The 20,039-nt window shown below is 29.6% G+C and carries 15 protein-coding genes and 1 other annotated feature; of the genes, 11 read left to right on the top strand and 4 right to left on the bottom strand.

Annotated elements, in window-relative coordinates:
* Window positions 1-19: 19 nt before the first annotated feature.
* From C1715_RS00780 to C1715_RS00740, 10 genes are all read left to right on the top strand, one after another.
* On the top strand, window positions 20-2,245 hold the full coding sequence (locus C1715_RS00780) for an ABC transporter ATP-binding protein (protein ID WP_102398781.1): 2,226 nt from the start codon (window positions 20-22) through the stop codon (window positions 2,243-2,245).
* A 53-nt stretch (window positions 2,246-2,298) separates the two neighbouring features.
* On the top strand, window positions 2,299-4,107 hold the full coding sequence (locus C1715_RS00775; protein ID WP_242971858.1) for an ABC transporter ATP-binding protein: 1,809 nt from the start codon (window positions 2,299-2,301) through the stop codon (window positions 4,105-4,107).
* Between the two features lie 580 nt (window positions 4,108-4,687).
* Window positions 4,688-5,722 carry an ABC transporter substrate-binding protein gene (locus C1715_RS00770; RefSeq protein ID WP_207654952.1) on the top strand — a complete coding sequence of 345 codons (1,035 nt, stop codon included), beginning with the start codon at window positions 4,688-4,690 and terminating at the stop codon, window positions 5,720-5,722.
* Between the two features lie 445 nt (window positions 5,723-6,167).
* A complete protein-coding gene (locus tag C1715_RS00765) occupies window positions 6,168-7,856 on the top strand; it encodes an ABC transporter permease (RefSeq protein ID WP_242971856.1) in 1,689 nt (562 codons plus the stop codon).
* Between the two features lie 133 nt (window positions 7,857-7,989).
* Window positions 7,990-9,063 carry an ABC transporter ATP-binding protein gene (locus tag C1715_RS00760; RefSeq protein WP_102398779.1) on the top strand — a complete coding sequence of 358 codons (1,074 nt, stop codon included), beginning with the start codon at window positions 7,990-7,992 and terminating at the stop codon, window positions 9,061-9,063.
* Between the two features lie 675 nt (window positions 9,064-9,738).
* Window positions 9,739-10,440, top strand: coding sequence for an MgtC/SapB family protein (locus tag C1715_RS00755; RefSeq protein ID WP_102398778.1), 702 nt, complete (start codon window positions 9,739-9,741; stop codon window positions 10,438-10,440).
* A 384-nt stretch (window positions 10,441-10,824) separates the two neighbouring features.
* Complete coding sequence (locus tag C1715_RS00750; RefSeq protein WP_102398777.1) at window positions 10,825-12,651, top strand: sensor histidine kinase; 1,827 nt, start codon at window positions 10,825-10,827, stop codon at window positions 12,649-12,651.
* Between the two features lie 235 nt (window positions 12,652-12,886).
* Window positions 12,887-14,455 (top strand): response regulator transcription factor, encoded by a 1,569-nt coding sequence (locus tag C1715_RS00745; RefSeq protein WP_102398776.1) that lies wholly within the window; start codon window positions 12,887-12,889, stop codon window positions 14,453-14,455.
* A gap of 22 nt (window positions 14,456-14,477) precedes the next feature.
* Window positions 14,478-14,603: a hypothetical protein gene (locus tag C1715_RS19940; RefSeq protein ID WP_278320072.1), complete on the top strand. Its 126-nt coding sequence runs from the start codon at window positions 14,478-14,480 to the stop codon at window positions 14,601-14,603.
* 120 nt (window positions 14,604-14,723) lie between these two features.
* Window positions 14,724-15,164: a hypothetical protein gene (locus C1715_RS00740; protein ID WP_102398775.1), complete on the top strand. Its 441-nt coding sequence runs from the start codon at window positions 14,724-14,726 to the stop codon at window positions 15,162-15,164.
* A 115-nt stretch (window positions 15,165-15,279) separates the two neighbouring features.
* On the opposite strand, the gene C1715_RS00735 is transcribed toward C1715_RS00740, so the two are convergent.
* From C1715_RS00735 to C1715_RS00725, 3 genes are all read right to left on the bottom strand, one after another.
* Complete coding sequence (locus C1715_RS00735; RefSeq protein ID WP_102398774.1) at window positions 15,280-15,795, bottom strand: thioredoxin family protein; 516 nt, start codon at window positions 15,793-15,795, stop codon at window positions 15,280-15,282.
* Between the two features lie 103 nt (window positions 15,796-15,898).
* Window positions 15,899-16,864: a diguanylate cyclase domain-containing protein gene (locus C1715_RS00730; RefSeq protein ID WP_102398773.1), complete on the bottom strand. Its 966-nt coding sequence runs from the start codon at window positions 16,862-16,864 to the stop codon at window positions 15,899-15,901.
* Window positions 16,857-17,294, bottom strand: a complete 438-nt coding sequence (locus C1715_RS00725; protein WP_102398772.1) for a hypothetical protein — start codon at window positions 17,292-17,294, stop codon at window positions 16,857-16,859. The genes C1715_RS00730 and C1715_RS00725 overlap by 8 nt, the downstream gene beginning before the upstream one ends.
* Before the next feature lie 75 nt (window positions 17,295-17,369).
* Window positions 17,370-17,593, top strand: a binding site (T-box leader).
* Between the two features lie 77 nt (window positions 17,594-17,670).
* Here C1715_RS00725 and aspS point away from each other — a divergent pair.
* Window positions 17,671-18,957 carry an aspartate--tRNA(Asn) ligase gene (gene aspS / locus C1715_RS00720; protein ID WP_102398771.1) on the top strand — a complete coding sequence of 429 codons (1,287 nt, stop codon included), beginning with the start codon at window positions 17,671-17,673 and terminating at the stop codon, window positions 18,955-18,957.
* A gap of 325 nt (window positions 18,958-19,282) precedes the next feature.
* Here the strand turns inward: aspS and C1715_RS00715 are convergent, their stop codons facing one another.
* Window positions 19,283-19,927: a PHP domain-containing protein gene (locus C1715_RS00715; protein ID WP_102398770.1), complete on the bottom strand. Its 645-nt coding sequence runs from the start codon at window positions 19,925-19,927 to the stop codon at window positions 19,283-19,285.
* Between the last annotated feature and the right edge of the window lie 112 nt (window positions 19,928-20,039).

Here is a 20,039-nt window from a genome sequence, read left to right as displayed (position 1 = left end):
GAAAGGGGTAGGAGTTGCAATGTACAAATTAGCTAAATATTTAAAACCATTTGTGGCATCAATACTTATTGCTATAGTTCTTCTTTTTGTTCAAGCTATGGCAGACTTAGCATTGCCAGACTATATGTCTAATATTGTAAACAAAGGTATTCAGCAAGGCGGTATTGAGGATGCTGTACCAAAAGCTATAAGAAAAAATGAAATGGAAAAACTCACTATATTTATGAGTGAAAAGGATAAGGAAAAGGTATTAAAGCAATATACTTTAATAGATAATAAAAATATTGATTATGAAAAGTATGTAGATGATTATCCAAATCTTAAAAAACAAGCTATATATGTATTAAAAAATAATGATAAGTCAAAGGTAGAAGAATTAAATTTAATAATGGGAAAATCATTCTTAGCGGTTTCAGGCGTTGATAAGATGAAAAATGAGGCAAAGAATGGTTTAATTGATATAGGTGGTAAAAAAGTTCCAGAAGCCACAGATTTATTTATGCTATTTAAAAATTTACCAGAACAACAGCGTTTAAAAATAAATGATGATATGAATAAGAAATTTGCTGCTTTAGGAGATAATATGATAATACAAGTTGCAGCAAATTCTGTAAAGGCAGAATATAAAGCTTTAGGAGTAGACACTGATAAAATCCAAAATAGGTATATTGGAAAAACAGGAGTTAAAATGCTTTTAATATCCTTATTAAGTGCCGTATGCATAGTTATGGTGGGATTCTTTGCGTCAAGAATAGCAGCCGGTCTTGCTAAAAATTTACGTAAGGATGTGTTTAAGAAGGTAGAGAGTTTTTCTAATGCTGAGTTGGACAAATTCTCCACTGCATCGCTTATAACAAGGACAACTAATGATATTAATCAAATTCAAATGCTCATTGTAATAATGATTAGGATGATGTTTTATGCACCAATATTAGGAGTTGGGGGCGTAATTAAAGCTATTGATAAGAGTACATCAATGTCATGGATTATTGCAGTGGCAGTGATAACACTTTTAGGATTAATACTTATAGTATTTTCAATAGCTTTACCAAAATTTAAAATTGTACAAGGACTTGTGGATAAGCTTAATTTAGTTACTCGTGAAAATCTTTCAGGAATGATGGTTATAAGAGCTTTTAATACTCAGAAATTTGAAGAAAAAAGGTTTGATAAAGCCAATAAAAATCTTACAAAGACTAATTTATTTGTTAATCGTATAATGGCAGTTATGTTTCCAAGTATGATGCTTATAATGAATGGAGTAACTTTACTAATAGTTTGGGTGGGAGCCCATCATATTGCAGAATCAAGTATGCAAGTGGGAGATATGATGGCGTTTATGCAGTATGCTATGCAAATAATTTTTGCATTCCTTATGATGTCATTTATGTTTATTATGATACCAAGGGCTTCTGTATCAGCACAACGTATTTCTGAAGTTTTAGAGGTGGAGCCAACTATTCTAGACCCAGAGGAGGGCAAAAGTTTTAATGAAGAATTAAAGGGTGTAGTGGATTTTAGAAACGTGTCCTTTAAATATCCTGGTGCAGAGGAAAATATGCTTAAAGATATAAGTTTTAAAGCTTTGCCAGGAGAAACCACAGCTTTTATAGGAGCTACTGGTTCAGGGAAAACTACATTAATTAATTTAATACTTCGTTTTTATGATGCTACAGAAGGTGAAGTACTAATTGATGGCGTGAATGTAAAAGAAGTTAATCAACATGAACTTAGGGAGAAAATTGGTTATGTACCACAAAAAAGTTCATTATTTAGCGGAGATATTGAATCTAACCTAAGATATGCTAATGAAAATGCCTCAGAGGAGGAATTAAATAGAGCTATAGAAATTGCTCAAGCTAAAGGATTTGTAGAAGAAAAGGGTCAGGGACTTTTAATGGAAATTTCTCAAGGTGGAAACAATGTGTCAGGTGGTCAAAAGCAAAGATTGTCCATAGCTCGTGCTATTGTAAAAAATCCTGAAATTGCTATATTTGATGATAGCTTTTCTGCTTTGGATTTTAAAACAGACTTAGAATTAAGAAAGGCTTTAAAAGAAAAAACTGGTGATAGTACATTTTTAATAGTAGCACAGCGTATAGCTACTATTAAAAATGCGGAAAAGATAATAGTTTTAGATGAAGGCAGAATAGTCGGCATGGGTACACATAAAGAACTTATAGAAAATTGTGAAACGTATAAAGAAATTGCTTTATCACAGCTTTCAAAGGAGGAATTGGCATGAGCGACAACAAAAGTAAAGTAAGAGAAAATCATAACCGCCGTCCACCTAAGCGTATGGGACATGGTCCAGGAGCTATGATGCAAGGTGGAGAAAAAGCAAGAGATTTTAAAGGCACTATGAAAAAATTAGGTAAGCACTTAAGTGTATATAAATTTTCAATAATAATTGTATTGATATTTGCTATAGGCAGCTCAGTCTTTTCTATAGTTGGACCTAAGGTATTAGGAAAGGTTACTACAAAGATTTTCGAAGGTATTATGGCAAAAATATCAGGTATAGGTAATATAGATTTCGATTATATAGAAAAAATAATAATTATACTAATAGGCTTATATTTGTTAAGTGCAGTGCTTAGTTATATTCAAGGATGGATAATGACTAGTGTTGCAATGAAAGTTAGTTACAATTTTAGAAAAGAAATTTCTGAAAAAATTAATAAAATGCCTCTTAAATATTTTGATAATACAAATCAAGGAGAAGTATTATCACGTGTTACTAATGATGTAGATACTTTAAGCCAAACTCTTAATCAGAGTTTAACACAGATTATAACGTCTGTAACCACTGTTATTGGTGTTTTAATTATGATGTTTACTATAAGCTGGCAAATGAGCTTGGTGGCTATTGGTATAATTCCAGTATCTATGATTATCATAATGATTATTGTTAAGAATTCTCAAAAATTCTTTAAACAGCAACAGGATTATTTAGGAAATGTAAATGGACATGTGGAAGAGATGTATGGTGGTCACGTAGTAATGAAGGCCTTTAATGGTGAAAGGAAGAGTGTTGAGAAGTTTAACAAGTTAAATGATAGGCTTTATGGAGCTGCATGGAAATCTCAATTTCTAACTAGTATCATGATGCCACTTATGAATTTTGTAGGTAATTTAGGTTATGTGTCAGTGAGTATTTTGGGGGGATATCTTGCAATTAAGAGAACTATAGAAGTGGGAGATATTCAAGCATTTATACAATATGTACGTCAATTTACTCAGCCTATTGCCCAAATTGCTAATATATCCAATATACTTCAGCAAACAGCGGCTTCTGCTGAGCGTGTATTTGAATTTTTAGATGAAGAGGAAGAGGTGTCAGAAGTTAATAATCCTGTGAAGCTTAATAAGGTTGAAGGTCAGGTTGAATTTAAAAATGTACACTTTGGATACAATCCGGAAAAGATTATCATTAAAGATTTTTCAGCAAATATAAAACCAGGACAAAAGGTTGCTATAGTTGGACCTACTGGTGCCGGTAAAACTACTATGGTAAAACTTTTAATGCGCTTTTATGATGTGAATCAAGGAGCAATATTGGTAGATGGTCATGACATAAGAAATTTTACACGTAAAGATTTACGCTCAATGTTTGGTATGGTTTTACAGGATACTTGGCTATATAATGGCAGCATCATGGAGAATATAAGGTACGGCAGAGTAGAAGCTACGGATGAAGAAGTAGTTGAGGCTGCAAAATTAGCTCGTGTGGACAGTTTTGTTCATGCTTTGCCAGATGGGTACAATATGATACTTAATGAAGAAGCATCTAACATATCTCAAGGTCAAAAACAGCTAATAACTATTGCAAGAGCTATTCTTGCGAAACCTAAAATTCTTATTTTAGATGAAGCTACTAGCTCTATTGATACTCGTACAGAAGTTCAGATTAAATTGGCCATGGATGCACTTACAAATGACTGCACTAGCTTTATAATAGCCCACCGTTTATCAACAATAAGAGATGCAGATTTAATTTTGGTTATGAACAATGGGGACATTGTAGAGCAGGGAAATCACAGTGAGCTTCTAGAAAAAGGAGGATTTTATGCTAAACTTTATGAGAGTCAATTTGAAGCTTCTTAAATTATACGCATTTAAAGATAAAATTAATAATTCAACTTTCGCAGTCATAAAATAAAAATATAAAATTTAAAATGAAGAATAAAGCTCTTTTAGAAATTAACTATAATTTGAAATTTGCAGGTAAGTAGTAGGTAATAGGTAAGAGCTAAGAAGTAAGAGTTAAGGATAAAACTCAAGGAGTTTTTTATAATTAATTTGTGAATAAGTAAGACCAGCTAGTAATAGTTGTGCTGAAAATTCAGCTTTGCTGAATTTTTTCAAGAGCTCTTACTTCTTACCTTTTACCTACTCTTTAATTGCTCATTAAAAGTTATATTTGTATTTCTTTTATTTATATAATTTGGGGTTTGAATATTATGTTTAAAAATTAGTTAATTAATAGAGAGAATTAATTGTAATAAGAACTTATTATTAATACAATTAATCCTCTTTTTTTATTATTTTCTCTAATATGTGCAAAAATTTTACCTAAATGTGTTTTATTTTGTTCATTATTTATTAATGAAGTATTAAATAATTTATAATAATACCTGTAAACGATATTATTAATATATAAAGAAAATGGATTGGGAGGATTAATATGATTAAAAAAAGATTATTGGCTTTGGCTTTGGGAACGGTTATGCTTGGAAGCACTCTAGTTGGTTGTGGCAAAAGTGAAGCTACTAAAAAAGGAGATAAACAACTATCATTGACAATATATGCAGGACTTATGGAAGATCATGCAAATGCTGTTGCAAAGGAATTTGAAAAAGAGTCTGGTATTAAAACTACTGTTATAAGACTAAGTGGAGGAGAAGCATTAAAGAGAATAGATGCTGAAAAACAAAATCCTAAAGCTTCAGTATGGTATGGTGGTCCAGCAGATACATTTGTAGCTGCGAAGGAACAAGGACTATTGGAAAAGTATGAATCACCTACAGCGAAAGAAATACCAGATAAATTTAAGGATAAAAATGGATATTGGACAGGAATATATAATGGATATTTAGGATTTGTGTGTAATTCTAAATTATTAAAAGAAAAAAATGCTCAAGTACCAAAATCTTGGGAAGATCTATTAAAACCTGAATATAAGGGACAAATAGTTGTGGCTAATCCAGCTTCATCAGGTACAGCTTACGCTATGCTTTCAACTTTAGTTCAGTTAATGGGCGAAGAGAAGGCTATGGAATATGCTAAAAAGTTAGATGGACAAGTAAGACAATATCCTAAAACAGGATCTGCTCCAGCTCAAATGGCAGGTACAGGAGAAACTATGGTTGGTATTTGTTTCTTACATGATGGAATTAAATATCAAAAACAAGGATATTCTGATATAGTTCTATCAGCTCCTTCAGAAGGTACTGGGTATGAAGTAGGTGCTGTATCTATAATAAAAAATGCCCCAGATATGGAAGCAGCTAAGAAGTTTGTAGATTGGTGTTTAAAGAAAGAAGTACAGGAAATGGGACAAAACTACGGTTCATTCCAATTCTTAACAAATAAGAATGCTCAACCACCTAAAGAAGCTGAACAATTAAAAGATACTAAATTAATTGATTATGACATGGAGTTTGCAGGAAAGAATAGAAAGAAATTAGTAGATGAATGGCACAAATTAACAAATAAATAATATTTAGAAATAGAACAAAATTAGGCAATAATAGAAAACTCGTTAGTAGCTGAATTTTATGATACTGACGAGTTATTTATTAAAATATTAATGAAATTTCTCCTCCATGACTTGCATAAGAGCTCGGAACAATAAATTTAATTTAAGAAATTCTAATCTTTTAGCCATATAAAATTATCTAACGCTCACATTCAGCGTCCTGCCTCAGGTTCGCTAGTCTGGCGTCCTTGCCAGGTTTACGATAATTTTATCTGTCTAAAAGAAGAATTTCTAAAATTAAATTTAAACAGTTCCTTTGCTTCTTATGCAAGTCATTCCAGAGAAATTTCATAATTCAGGTAATATAATGCTTTTTGTGGGATAATCAAATGAAAAGTATTTAATATATTTACTAATTTCGCTTAAGGTAAGTGTACATGTTTTATACAGGAAAGGAGAATGTTTAATGGCATTCAATAAGTATAAGAATAAAATGAAAAGTGATGTAACGGATATGAAAAAAATATGGAGAGATCCAATGCTTTTAGTTACAATAATTTTTGTAATAGCAATATTGTTAATATTTATTCTATATCCATTATTTGCAGTACTTAAAGAGAGTTTTATAAGTAGAGATGGTTTTACATTAAGCGCATACTCTGAAACTATTAAAAGTATTGATTTTAGAAATACATTAAAAAATACATTAATGTTAGGATTTATTGTTGGAGGATTATCTACTTTAATTGGATTTATATTTGCATATGCAGATTCATACATAAAAACAAGATTTAAAAAATTATTTAATATTGTATCTATACTTCCTATTATATCACCACCTTTTGTACTTGCATTATCAGCAATTATGCTTTTTGGACAAAGAGGATTTATAACTCATAAGTTACTTCATATTTCGGATGCAAATATATACGGGCTAAAGGGTTTAGTTATTGTACAGACTATGACATTTTTCCCAGTAGCATATCTTTTGTTGACAGGACTTTTAAAACATATTGACCCTTCATTAGAAGAAGCAGCGAGAAATATGGGTGCATCGAGATGGAAGACTTTTACTACTGTTACATTACCGCTTATGGCACCAGGACTTGCTAATGCATTTTTATTAACATTTATAGAAACTGTGGCAGATTTTTCAAACCCAATGGTTATTGGAGGAAACTTTTCTACATTGGCAACACAGATATATTTGCAGGCTATAGGTAATTATGATATGCAAGGGGGAGCTACTATAGCAGTTATTTTATTAGTTCTTACCATATTACTTTTTGTTATTGAAAAATATTGGATAGAGAGAAAATCTTATATAACAGTTACTGGAAAAGCATCAAGAGGAAGAGATTTAATTGACGAGAAGAAAATAGTATATCCTATAGATGCATTTTGCTTAATAGTGACTATTTTTGTATTAATATTCTACGGACTAATACCTTTAGGTGGACTATTTAACATATGGGGAATGGATTATACATTAACCCTTAAACATTTTAAATATGTCTTTGAACTTGGAATTAAACCATTAATAGATACTACTTTATTATCTGCTATTGCAACACCAATTACAGGAATACTTGCTATGATTGTTGCATTTTTAATTGTTAGAAAAAAATTCTATGGACGTGGTTTTGTTGAATTTTCATCTTTATTAGCCATGGCGGTACCTGGAACTGTTATAGGTATAGGGTATGTTTTAGCCTATAATACTAAACCATTGTTATTAACTGGAACTGGGACAATAATAATAATAGCTTTCGTTATGAGAAGTTTGCCAGTGGGAGTAAGATCAGGAGTAGCGGCTCTTCAACAAATAGATCCTGCTATAGAAGAGGCAGCTTCGGATTTAGGAGCAGATACAACTAAGGTATTTAGTTCTGTAACATTACCACTTATAAAGCCAGCATTTTTTTCAGGACTTGTTTATAGTTTTGTAAGAAGTATGACTGCAGTAAGTGCGGTAATATTTTTAGTTTCAGCAAGATATAGTCTACTTACTGTAAATATACTTTCACAGGTGGACGCTGGTAGGTTTGGTGTAGCTGCAGCATATTCTACTTTACTTATTATAATTGTTTATATTGCTGTTTCTATAATGTATTTTGCACTAAGCAAAATGGGAGTAAGCAAAGAGCAGATATAAATGTATTAATCAAAATAGCACGGTACAGGTTAAGTAAAGATTACAATTATAGTTATAATCTAGGTGCTTTACAATTATAGTTAGATTAATCTATTAGTTTTGAAGCATAGATAGTGAAATGGAGGAGTATACTATGGAAAAAAGATCTAAAGGAGTTAATATAAAAAAATTAAGCAAAATATATATTGGTGCTAATAATAATGAATTTAAAGCAGTGGATAATATATCAGTGGATATTAAACCGGGAGAATTTGTAACTTTACTTGGACCATCTGGATGTGGTAAAACTACTACATTAAGAATGATAGCAGGATTTGAAATTCCAACCATGGGGGAGATTTATCTAGGAGGAGATAAGATAAATGATCTTCCACCGGATAAAAGAGATAGTGCTATGGTTTTTCAAAGCTATGCTCTTTTCCCTCATTACAATATTTATGATAATATTGCTTATGGTTTAAAATTAAAGAAAATAAGTAAAGATGAAGTAAAGACAAGAGTGGATAATATTATAGAACTAGTTGGATTAAAGGGAATGGAAAATAGATATCCAAATCAATTATCTGGAGGACAACAGCAAAGAGTTGCGCTAGCTCGTGCACTGGTTATGGAACCGGGAGTATTACTATTTGATGAACCTCTTTCAAACCTTGATGCAAAGCTTAGAGTATATATGAGAACAGAAATTAGAAAAATACAACAAAAGGTAGGAATTACTGCGATTTATGTAACACATGACCAGTCAGAAGCTATGAGCTTATCTGATAGGATTATTATTATGAATAAGGGAATAATTGAGCAGGTTGGAACTCCTAAAGAGATTTATTACACACCAAAAACAGAATTTGTTGCAGATTTCATTGGTACAGCAAACTTTATAAGTGGTACAATAGATAGTGTAGAGAATAGTATAGCTGAAGTGTCAATTTACGGCAAAAAAATGAGTATACCTTATAAGGGAGATAAGAAAGCAGGTAGTACTTGTAAATTAGTTTTAAGACCAGAAGCTGTGGAAATAGGCAGAGAAGGATTTTTAGAAGGAAAGGTTATGTTATCAACATTTATGGGAGCTTATCAAGATTATGTGGTTAAAGTTGGAGAAGCGGAAGTCAAAATTCAACATAATAACCCTCAAGCGAAAGAAATTTTCAATGAGGGAGAGAATGTAAAAATAAGTTTCTCACCATATAATGCTCATATAATATAATGTTGGTAAGAAGTAAAAAGTAAGAAGTAAGAAGTAAGAAGTAAAAAGTAAGAGCTATTGAAAAAATCGAGCAAGGCTGAATTTTCAGCACAACTATTACTTACAAATTAATTATAAAAACTCCTTGAGTTTTATCCTTAACTCTTACTTCTTAGCTATTAGTTATTACCTATTATCTATTACTTATCTATGAATTCCCATTATAGTTAATTTCTAAAAGAGTTTTATTCTTCATTTTAAATTGTATATTTTTATTTTATAACTACGAAAGTTGAATTAATAAATAATTGAAAATTATTATTGTATGGTTATGTTTAGGTATTTAGATGCTAAAAAGAATAAGGTCTTATGGACCTTATTTGTTTATATTAAGAACTAGAGTATATATTTTACTTTTCTTATTTATGAAATAACTGTTTTCTTAGATATTATTTATAATAAAAAGTAAGAATTATAATCTTAAAAAGTATATTTTATGATTATCCCACAAAAAGTATTACATTATCTGAATTATACCTTATTGTGGGTTAATCATTTTATAAATTATCTTAATATGTGACATTTAATGGTGGGAGGTGAGCTGTTGCGATAAATCTATAAAACATCACAAATAAGAGACATTGAAGGGTGAATTAAATGATGTTTATTTTATGGATTATTGGCAACTAAGGTTATATGCTAATTCATGAGGTGGTTTTAAGGATTTTTCTTGCAGTTATAGTAGGCGGATTAATTGGATACGAAAGAGAATTTAAAAATAGACCAGCAGGATTTAGAACCCACATTTTAGTTTGTGTAGGTGCTGCGGTAATTTCTATGATTCAATTATATTCAGTGGAAGAAACTACTAGATTAATATTAGCACATCCACAGTTACAATCTGCTTTAAAGGCTGATATTGGGCGGCTCGGAGCACAAGTTATAAGTGGCATAGGTTTTCTAGGTGCAGGTACTATAATTCATGAAAAAGGTTCTGTAAAAGGGCTTACCACTGCTGCAAGTCTTTGGGTGGTAGCATGTATTGGTTTGGCTGTGGGACTGGGATACTATACTTTAACCTTATTATCAACAGCTGCTGTTTTTATGGTATTAGCTGCACTTAAAAGAGTTGAGGCCAGATTTATGGAAAAAGGAAATTTAGTTAAAATAGAACTTCAATATAATGATAAAAAACAGCTAATAAATATTGTTGAAGGATATTTTGAGACTAGAAATATTAAAGTGCAAAATATTGAATTTTCTTTAGAAGATGATGAGGAGAGCCCTTATAAAACTAGTCTTTATACAATATTGGTACCTAGATATATAAAAAAAAGTAAAATCATTCAAGAATTATCTGTTTATGAGGGTGTGGAAAAGGTTAATTTAATTGAGTAAATATATATTAATGATTATCCCACAAAAAGTATTAAATTACTTGAATTATGAAATTTCTCTGGAATGAGTTGCATAAGAAGCAAAGGAACTATTTAAATTGAATTTATTGTTCCGAGCTTTTATGCAAGTCATGGAGGAGAAATTTCATAATTCCACTAAATTGTACCTTTTGTGGGTTAATCATATTAATTGTTTAATAGAAAAGTAAAGTATTTAAAAAAATAATTTAATAACTTTAATCTATATAGCTCAATTGTGTTACAATTGAGCTATATTAAATTTTACTATCTATTTTAAAAATGTGAAGGCATTTAGTTAATAAACTTTGTTTACAACAATAATTAAGTTGTAGTAAATACATTATGATTTTTTAAGGGGATTTTTATGAAAAAGAAATTTTCATTTAAAAACAAACTTTGGTTTAGAAATAGATGTATATCTAACATTTTAAATAGGAACAAATGTATATATAGATTTAAGAAAACTTTTGGTGTATTATGGAAAAATCGCAGTTTTAAGGATAAGCTATTTAGAGGCTTTTTATTAGTAGGAATATTACCACTTTTGAGTATGACGATTTTTTCTTATTATAATACTAGTAAGTCAATTAATAGTAGATTAGATATTTCAGTAAAAGAAAACTTAGAGGTAGTCAGTAGGCTTATAGATTCATCTTTAGGGAGTTTTATAAGTATCAGTGATTACATATCAGAAAATAAAGAAGTAAAGGAAATTTTAAAGAAAAAAGATTATAATAATTATGAAGAAAAATTTTTAGATATTCAAAAAATATACAGAATAACTAGCGGTGTATTAGCTACACAAAAAAGGGATGTGCCTATATATATAACAGGAATGAGTAAATATAGTCATTTTAGTACTACGGACTATTATCCACCTATATATGAAGATTTAAACAGTGAATTTTTTAAATCCATTGATAAAAGAGAAAATGAGAAGCTTTTGTATATACATAGAAGAATAGATGAAAAAGAGAGAAAAGACATTGTAATGGCTATAGGAAAAGAAATAAAAGATGTAGAAAATGGACAAAAAATAGGATATGTAATAGTTGATTTATATGATGATTACTTTAATGATATTTTTAAATATTTAAAGGTATATAAGGACAATAATATTTTTGTGTTGGACAGAAATGGTAAAATAATTACGGATAAAATAAATAAAAATAAAACAGGATTTTATTTTTATGAAGAATACTTGAGTGATATATTAAAGAATACTAAGGGAAAATTTTCATGCAACATAGAAAATAAAAAATATACAGCTTATTTTACAACTTTAAGTGATACAGGACTTAAGATAGTGGAAATAATTCCTCAAAAACAATTATATAAAGATAAAAGAGTTATTATAATTACATTTATGTTATTACTTATTTTATTTGCTATATTAGCTGTAATGGCTTCTTTAGTGTTGTCTAAAAATATTTATAAACCAATAAATGAGCTGGCAAATTTGATGGATAGAGTTGAAAAAGGAGATAGAAACGTAAATTTCTCTATTAATACAAATGATGAAATTGCACATATGGGTAATAGTTTTAATAATATGCTTAAAGAAATTAACAGATTAATAGAAGAGGTTTATGTAAAACAATATTTACTGAAAGAAGCAGAATTTAAAGCACTTAAAGCTCAAGTAAACCCTCACTTTTTATACAACACATTGGAGTCAATTAATTGGATGGCAAAGCTTGATGACTTACAAGGAGTAAGCACTATGGTTACAAGCTTAGGAAAATTTTTAAGATACAGTATTAGTAAAAAAGGTGATATAGTAACGGTAGAGGAAGAGTTGCAGCAGGTGAATAACTATTTAACCATACAAAAAATTAGGTATAGAGATAAATTTCAGGTATTCGTAAAGGTGGAACCGGAGGTTTATAAACAAAATATTCTTAGGCTTTTAATTCAACCGTTAGTAGAAAATGCAATAACTCACGGATTAGAACAAAAGAGAGGCACGGGAAATCTTATTATAAAAGGTTATTTAGAGAACAATATAGTTTATATTGATGTAATAGATGATGGCATTGGAGTGGGAAATAGTAACAGTTCAGGAGAGAAAATAGGTTTAAGTAATGTGGATAATAGAATAAAACTTCATTATGGAGATGAGTATGGGGTAAAATTATTTAGTGAAGAAGGATTCACTATATCTAGAATCAATATACCTGGTGGATTATAAAAGCATAAGGTAGTTCTAGTTGCACGAGCCTTTGTCACTATCAGTGTATGCGTTAATGCATTAAAGAATGGAGTAATGCATAGTTGGTAATTTAATATTGATAGAGAAAATATATGTGTGGCATTAATAAACAATAAATAGCAAAAGAACGAAGATAATTTAAACTGAAGTTACATTGGAAAAGTAATTGTAGTAGACTTTTTATAAATTTAGTGTTTAGAGGAGGACGGTGATTTTGGTTAAAGTCATAGTGGTAGATGATGAGTATTTAGCTAGAGAAGGTATGAAAAAAACTGTTGATTGGAATAAATATGGATGTAAGATAGTAGGTGAAGCAGAGGATGCGTTTCAGGCAATAGAACTAGCAAAGCTGGAAAAACCAGATTTAATTATAACGGATATTAATATGCCGGAAATGAATGGACTGGAAATGGCTAGGGAGATTATAAAAATTTTACCTAATAGTAAGTTCATCATAATTACCGGATATGATGATTTAAACTATGCAATAGGAGCCGTTAAGGTAAATGCTATAGATTTTTTATTAAAACCTATAGATGAAGGAGAGTTTTTGAATGCTATAGAAAAAGCAGCTAATGAATGTATAAAAACCAAAGAAAGCGTATCTATAACTCAAGAAAAAATGTTATTAGATATGATGCGGGGAAAGCTGAGAAGTTATGAAAATATTTATGAAGAAATAAGAAGGCATAATATATCTTTAGAAAAACTTATGATTGTTTCTATTCAAAATGATAATTATGAAAATATATTAGAAATGGATAATATGAAGTTAATTTATGAGGAGAATCAGATAATTAGAGATGCAATAAATAAGTCTTTTCTAGAGGAACACTATGTTATTGAATGTCATGAGGATAAGTTAGCTTTGGTATTATGCTGTAATAATATTAGTTGTGAAAAAGAAATCGAGAATAAACTGAAAAATATTCAAAGCATTGTAAAATCTAAATGTAATATAACTATAAGTATGGGCGTTTCTGGTATAATGAATTTGGAAAGCATACAGGATATATATAGTCAAGGGAAAAGAGCTCTAAAAAATAGATTATATAGTGGTAAGGGCAGTATAACTTATTTTAAAGACATAGGTAAAGAAGTATGTGATGAAGAAAAATTAGAATGGAATGATTTACATCAAAAAGAAAGAGAACTTATATTAAGTATTAAGGCTTGTGATAAAAAGAGAGTTAGAGGTGGATTAAAATATATTTATTATGATATATTCAAGTGCAATAAAATAAGCGATGATACTATAAAACAAATTAGTATTAATTTAATTTTAAAGGCGCTAGATATTCTTAAGGATTTTAATATTAACATGTCAGATATAGTAGGAGAAAACTTTAATGTTTACAAGAAAACTACAGAACTTAACACCATTGAAGAATTATATACATGGGCTGAGCACTTAATATTTGAAATATTATATGCTATAAAAGAAGTTAAAGTGCAAATAGTTGAGTCTGGAATAAAGGATGCGCTGGATTATATGACAGAGCACTATAATGAGAATATTTGTTTAAATGACGTAGCTACAAAAGTCTACTTAAGCGAAAGCTATTTAAGTAGAAAGATTAAAAAGGTAATGGGAGTAAGCTTTGTAGAGTACTTAACAAAACTGAGGGTAAGTAAAGCTATGGAATACCTAACGGAGCCTGAGGCAAAGATAGCAGATGTGGCCTCTAAGGTTGGTTATACAGACTATAGATACTTCTCACATGTTTTTAAAAAGCACACAGGATATTCACCTAGTGAATTTATGAAAGTATCTTTAGGGTAAAGAACTTTATTTAATAAAAATCATGGAAGCGAAGGAAAAAGTAGATTTATGTAGAATAATAATTTGTAGATATGAATATTTTATGAAGAAAATTAAGAATTCAAATATAACTTGTAAACTTATCATAAAGAGAGGTGCATTAGCGTGAAAAAAAATAGATTTAGATAAAAAAGCTTTATTTAATTCAGGACGTACTTTGGGAATTATTGGTTGCATTTTATTGGTACTAGGGATTTTTTATACTATAGGAAGTATTGGAGATTCTACAATGACCGTAGGACAGGTGTTTTCTGGTTTATTATTATTTGTAGGTGGTGGAATTGCATTAATTGTTGTAAGTAGAAGAAATAAGAAAAAGGCTCAAAAATTTAAAAAATATATAGCTATAGTAGTAAATCAGAACATTACATCTATAGATAACATAGCTGCTGCAATGGATTTGCCTTATGATGTAGTTAAAAGTGATCTTCAAAATATGATAGATAAAGAATATTTTTTTAATGCATATATTAACGAATCTAAAAGGGAAATTATTATAGTACATAAACGAAAGCAGGACTATAATAAAGAAGCAAGTGTTAAATTTAATCCTAATGTACAAGTGGTAGTAGTAACTTGCAAAGGCTGTGGAGCGAAGAATAAGATTTTAAAAGGTTCTGTAGGGGAATGTGAATTTTGTGGCTCACCTATTAGTACTGTGAATATGTAAATAATTATAAAGGAGCTGTAGCATTAAGAAATTTACATACAATGTACTGTTTTACAGATTTAAACTTGCAAAACAATACATTGTAGTATTTATTTTTAGTGCTACAGCCCTTTTGTTAGATATCCTTATTAGATATTATATTTAAAACATCCGTAATAGTATGAGGTATAAATTCTCCCTTTCTATATTTCTTTTTTGTAACTATTACATCTACTTGGTTTCCGCTATTCTCTACTTTTCTAACTATTTCTGGTCTTTCTATAAAAGCACCTAAAACCTTTTGAGTTTTGTCTGTAATTATAAAAGTAGGTATTCGAGGTTTTCCATCTATTGCATAGTCATCTAAATATTTTTCATTTCCTTCTCTTGAAACTACTTTGAAATTAATCTTAGGATTTAATATATGGATTTTTTCTAGAGCAGGTACATTTAGCATACAATCAGGGCACCATATTTCTGCAAAAGCAATTATGTCAACTTCTTTATCTACAGCTTTTATTTTATCTTCTAGGTCTTTTCCTATTTCTATATTATTGTATATGTCTAAAACTTTGTCCTTTGTGTCCACGTCTTTACTATTTAAAAAATCATTGTACTCTATGCCACTTTCATATAAACTTTTTAAACTCATAAAAAAGACTCCCTTCTAAAAATTTTATTAAAATTTATAAAAATTTCACTGCTTATTTATGAAATTATTGAAAATATTTTTGTGATAGTTCAAGGAGAAATCATTATAGCATTAAAAGAGTAAATTCGCACATATTATGATTATATAATGTAAAATTATTTCCCCCATTATTTTTAACGATATACATAGATTTATCTGCATTTGATATCAATTCATCAAGGCTCTTCCCATCAAATGGATAAAGACTTACACCTATGCTAAGGGAAACTTTTATTTTTTCTCCATTGCAGTAAATAGGCTTGTTTCTTTCATTCAGAATTCTAGATACTATAACTTTGTAATCATTAGGATTTTTTATATTTGGTAGTAAAATTAGAAATTCATCTCCACCAAACCGAGCTACAATGTCTCCTTTTCTAGTACAATTATTTAATGAATTGGCCACACTAATTAAAATATTATCTCCTGATTTATGCCCATAGGTATCATTTATGAATTTAAAATTATCTACATCTACAAACATTAGTGCTAGCAAACTTTTAGTTCTATCAGCATTAATTAGGAATTTTTCAACAATTTTATAAAATAACGTTCTATTTGGTACATTGGTTAACTTGTCATAGTAAGCTAGTTTTTTTATTTGGACTTCTTTGTACTTCAATTTTTTATTTAATGAAGACAATTGATTAATGTAGTTTTTTAGCTGATTAATCCGTATAAATTGATTCGTTACATTAGTAAATTCAAGAAGTAGGAGTTTCGAATAATCTGTTTGTAAGCGACTTATTTTCAAATTCAAATAGTGTCCATTGATTATTATTTCTTTATGCATTGCTGCAGAAAAAAACATTTTATATCCATCATTTAGTACTTGTTTTAATGATTTTCTAAAATAATTTTTATCTAGATTTGGTAAAAAATCATATATATTATGGTATAGGGCAGCTTCTTTTGTAATGCCAGTTACATGTTCCATATAACTATTCCATAGCGCTATGTTAAAATTCTCATCTAAAAGAATTATAGCTTCATTAATATCATTTAAAGTGTCATATAATATCTTATCCATATAATTCGTCTTCTATCTTATCTATTTTACTTATTAGATTATTTAAGGATTTCATAGTTAAGTCAATTATTATAGCACCCTCTACTTCTGTTCCATCTATGTTAAAGGTTATATATAGCATTAATATATATGCGTATTCGTTACTTTCTATATCTTTTTTAAAATCTATTTTATTAAATAATTTTACTTCTGGTAAAGTGTAGTCTAAGCCAATAGTTAAATAATTTCCTATCTCTCCAATAACGGAATTTAAAACTATATTTCCTATTTCTTTCATAACGTCTAGATCTATATCAGTGAAATCCATATTGCCATTGCTATTTTCTTCTTCATTTAAACAAAGGCTTATAAAAGTACGTATTTTTTCAGCAGGAAATATTAAATTTGCTTTTCCCGTTAGTTCCTTCTTAAAAGTAATAGAAGAAACCATTAAATTTCTATTGCAGATAATGTTTATAAAGTTATTGACAATTGTAAAGATTCATAATATAATGAATGACAATAATTAAATTCTTTGAAGGGAAGAGTAGACATTTTAAAAGTACTCTCAGCGAGTCAGGAATGGTGAGAGCCTGGCAGGAAATTAGATGTTCGAAGGACATCCTGGAGATATTTGCCTGAAAGCTGATGTTATTAGGGTAAATCGGTTTTCACCGTTATATGAATCCAAGTGAACTTCAAATTTGAAGTTAAAAAGGATGGTACCGTGGGAATACACTCACTCCTAATTGGAGTGGGTTTTTTATTTTTTGAAATCAAGCACTGCGCAGTGCTGCATAATAAAATTTTAAGGAAGAGGTGTAATTATGCAGCGTATATTAATTAAAAATTTAAGTAATCAAGTAAATAGTCAAGTTTCTATTAAGGGCTGGGTATACAAAATTAGAAAATTAAGCAAGGTATCTTTTTTAATAATAAGAGATAGAACTGGCTTGGTTCAATGTGTTTTGGATAGCAGTATTAAATTAAATCATGTTAAATTAGAATCGGTGGTAGAAATAGTAGGTAATGTTGTGGAGAGTAAAAATAAAATAAGTAATATAGAAATACAAGTAAGTTCTTTAAATATTATATCAAAAGTAGAAGATGAGCTTCCTTTAGAAGTAAATAAGGAAGATGTAAATGCAAATTTAGATACACTTCTAGATCATAGAGTTTTGAGTTTAAGGCAGCAGAAAATCAATAGTATATTTAAGATTCAGGGAGTTATTGCTCAGGGATTTAGAGAATTTTTATTAAATGAAGATTTTACAGAAATCTTTACCCCTAAAATAGTTTCAGAGGGGGCAGAAGGTGGTACAGCTATTTTTAAGGTGAAATATTTTGAAAGAGAAGCTTTTCTTGCTCAAAGCCCCCAATTTTATAAACAAATGATGGTAGGTGCAGGCTATGAAAGAGTTTTTGAAATAGCTCATGTATATAGAGCTGAGGAGCACAATACCAGTAGACATTTAAATGAATATATTAGCATGGACTTAGAAATGGGATTTATAGAAAATGAGAGAGATGTAATGGACATTGAAACGAATATTTTAAAACATATTCTTTATAAATTAAAGAATGAATGTGGAAAATTACTAGAATTTTTAGAAATTCAATTACCACAAATAAGCGAGAAAATACCAAGTATTACTTTCTCAGAAGCTATAAATTTATTAAAAACTGAGTATGGCAAAGAGTGTAATGAAGGAGATTTAGATCCAGAGGGAGAAAAGCTCATATGCAAATATGCTGAGGAAAAGATGGGGTCAGAATTTTTATTTATAACGGATTATCCAAGAAAGAAAAGACCAATGTATACCATGCCTAAGGGTGAAAAATTCACTTATTCCTTTGACCTTTTATTTAGAGGATTAGAGATTACAACTGGTGGACAGAGAATACATGATTATTCAATGTTGGCGGAAAATATGATATATAAGGGCTTAAATCCAGAGAATTTTACCACATATATGGAGGTTTTCAAATATGGAATGCCACCGCATGGAGGACTTGCTATAGGACTAGAAAGATTAACTTCTCAGATATTAGGATTAAAGAATGTAAGAGAGGCATCTCTATTTCCTAGAGATAGAACTAGATTATTGCCTTAAAGGGAATATAATAGTCTAGTATGTAAATTATCTAACGCTCACATTCGACGTCCTGCTTCAGGTTCCCTAGCCTGGCGTCCTTGTCAGGCTAGCGATAATTTTATCTGTCTAAAAGAAGAATTTCTTAAATTAAATTTAAATAGTTCCTTTGCTTCTTATGCAAGTCATTACAGATGAATTTCATAATTAAGTAATTTAATACTTTTTATGGGATAATTATTATATAACTTATATAATTTCTAGATGAAGGAGGCTATGTGAATTTCATAAATGGAATTTATATAGTCTCCTTATATATTGCTCATTTTTTACTTAAAACTTATGCTTATTTTACTAAGGTGTCGTAAATATTTATTTCTTCATATTTCCCATTTTTTAAAATAGCAGGACAAGTATTTTTTGACTTAATAGCTTCTATAAAATCTTTTTCATCTCTTATGGTACCATTAAATACTGTGGCATATTTTCCAATGTTTTCAGTAACATGGGCATCACTAGCACCGAAAAGTGGTAGGTTTAGTTCTGTGGCAAGAGCATAGGAATATAAATTATGGTGTGGTGTTGTACTGCCGTTAAAAACTTCTACTCCTGAAAGTAAATCTTTTACCACTCTTATATGATCCTTAAGACCCCTGTTGTTGGTTCTAAAAGGATGTGCACTTATAGCTGCTCCATTATGTTTTTTTACAATGTTTAAAAGTTCTTCGGCATGAATCATTTCTTCTGGTAGGTTGCCCACTCCAAAAACTAATATGTCACCTTCAAAAGTAAGTATTTCAGCTCCAACTATTATTAAAAAATCATTCTTTTTTCCATAGTCTAATGCTTCCTGTTTTATTTTATTGTTGTCGTGATCTGTTATACATATTCCATCTAATCCGATTTTTTTTGCAACATTAACAGCTTCTTCAAGAGAGAATTTGCTATCAGGGGAATATTTTTTTTCATGTATATGTGTGTCAATAATCATATATAAAATCCTCCATTAATATCTTATGTGCAAGGTGGTAAGTACCCTGCTATACTATATTTTCAATGAATAATATGTAAATTCATTATTTATATTTATGCTATAAATTTTA

It is taken from the genome of Haloimpatiens massiliensis (genome assembly GCF_900184255.1).
GTDB classification, from domain to species: domain Bacteria; phylum Bacillota; class Clostridia; order Clostridiales; family Clostridiaceae; genus Haloimpatiens; species Haloimpatiens massiliensis.
The sequence above is the reverse complement of the archived record's forward strand: the minus strand, read 5'-3'. Positions and strand labels throughout refer to the sequence as shown.

What these genes read in the sequence shown, in the direction of transcription:
- C1715_RS00780 (WP_102398781.1), top strand. Translation starts at nt 20, where the DNA reads ATGTACAAATTAGCTAAATATTTAAAACCATTTGTGGCATCAATACTT.
- C1715_RS00775 (WP_242971858.1), top strand. Translation starts at nt 2,299, where the DNA reads ATGGGACATGGTCCAGGAGCTATGATGCAAGGTGGAGAAAAAGCAAGA.
- C1715_RS00770 (WP_207654952.1), top strand. Translation starts at nt 4,688, where the DNA reads ATGATTAAAAAAAGATTATTGGCTTTGGCTTTGGGAACGGTTATGCTT.
- C1715_RS00765 (WP_242971856.1), top strand. Translation starts at nt 6,168, where the DNA reads ATGGCATTCAATAAGTATAAGAATAAAATGAAAAGTGATGTAACGGAT.
- C1715_RS00760 (WP_102398779.1), top strand. Translation starts at nt 7,990, where the DNA reads ATGGAAAAAAGATCTAAAGGAGTTAATATAAAAAAATTAAGCAAAATA.
- C1715_RS00755 (WP_102398778.1), top strand. Translation starts at nt 9,739, where the DNA reads ATGCTAATTCATGAGGTGGTTTTAAGGATTTTTCTTGCAGTTATAGTA.
- C1715_RS00750 (WP_102398777.1), top strand. Translation starts at nt 10,825, where the DNA reads ATGAAAAAGAAATTTTCATTTAAAAACAAACTTTGGTTTAGAAATAGA.
- C1715_RS19940 (WP_278320072.1), top strand. Translation starts at nt 14,478, where the DNA reads ATGGAAGCGAAGGAAAAAGTAGATTTATGTAGAATAATAATTTGTAGA.
- C1715_RS00740 (WP_102398775.1), top strand. Translation starts at nt 14,724, where the DNA reads ATGACCGTAGGACAGGTGTTTTCTGGTTTATTATTATTTGTAGGTGGT.
- C1715_RS00735 (WP_102398774.1), bottom strand. Translation starts at nt 15,795, where the DNA reads ATGAGTTTAAAAAGTTTATATGAAAGTGGCATAGAGTACAATGATTTT.
- C1715_RS00730 (WP_102398773.1), bottom strand. Translation starts at nt 16,864, where the DNA reads ATGGATAAGATATTATATGACACTTTAAATGATATTAATGAAGCTATA.
- C1715_RS00725 (WP_102398772.1), bottom strand. Translation starts at nt 17,294, where the DNA reads ATGGTTTCTTCTATTACTTTTAAGAAGGAACTAACGGGAAAAGCAAAT.
- aspS (WP_102398771.1), top strand. Translation starts at nt 17,671, where the DNA reads ATGCAGCGTATATTAATTAAAAATTTAAGTAATCAAGTAAATAGTCAA.
- C1715_RS00715 (WP_102398770.1), bottom strand. Translation starts at nt 19,927, where the DNA reads ATGATTATTGACACACATATACATGAAAAAAAATATTCCCCTGATAGC.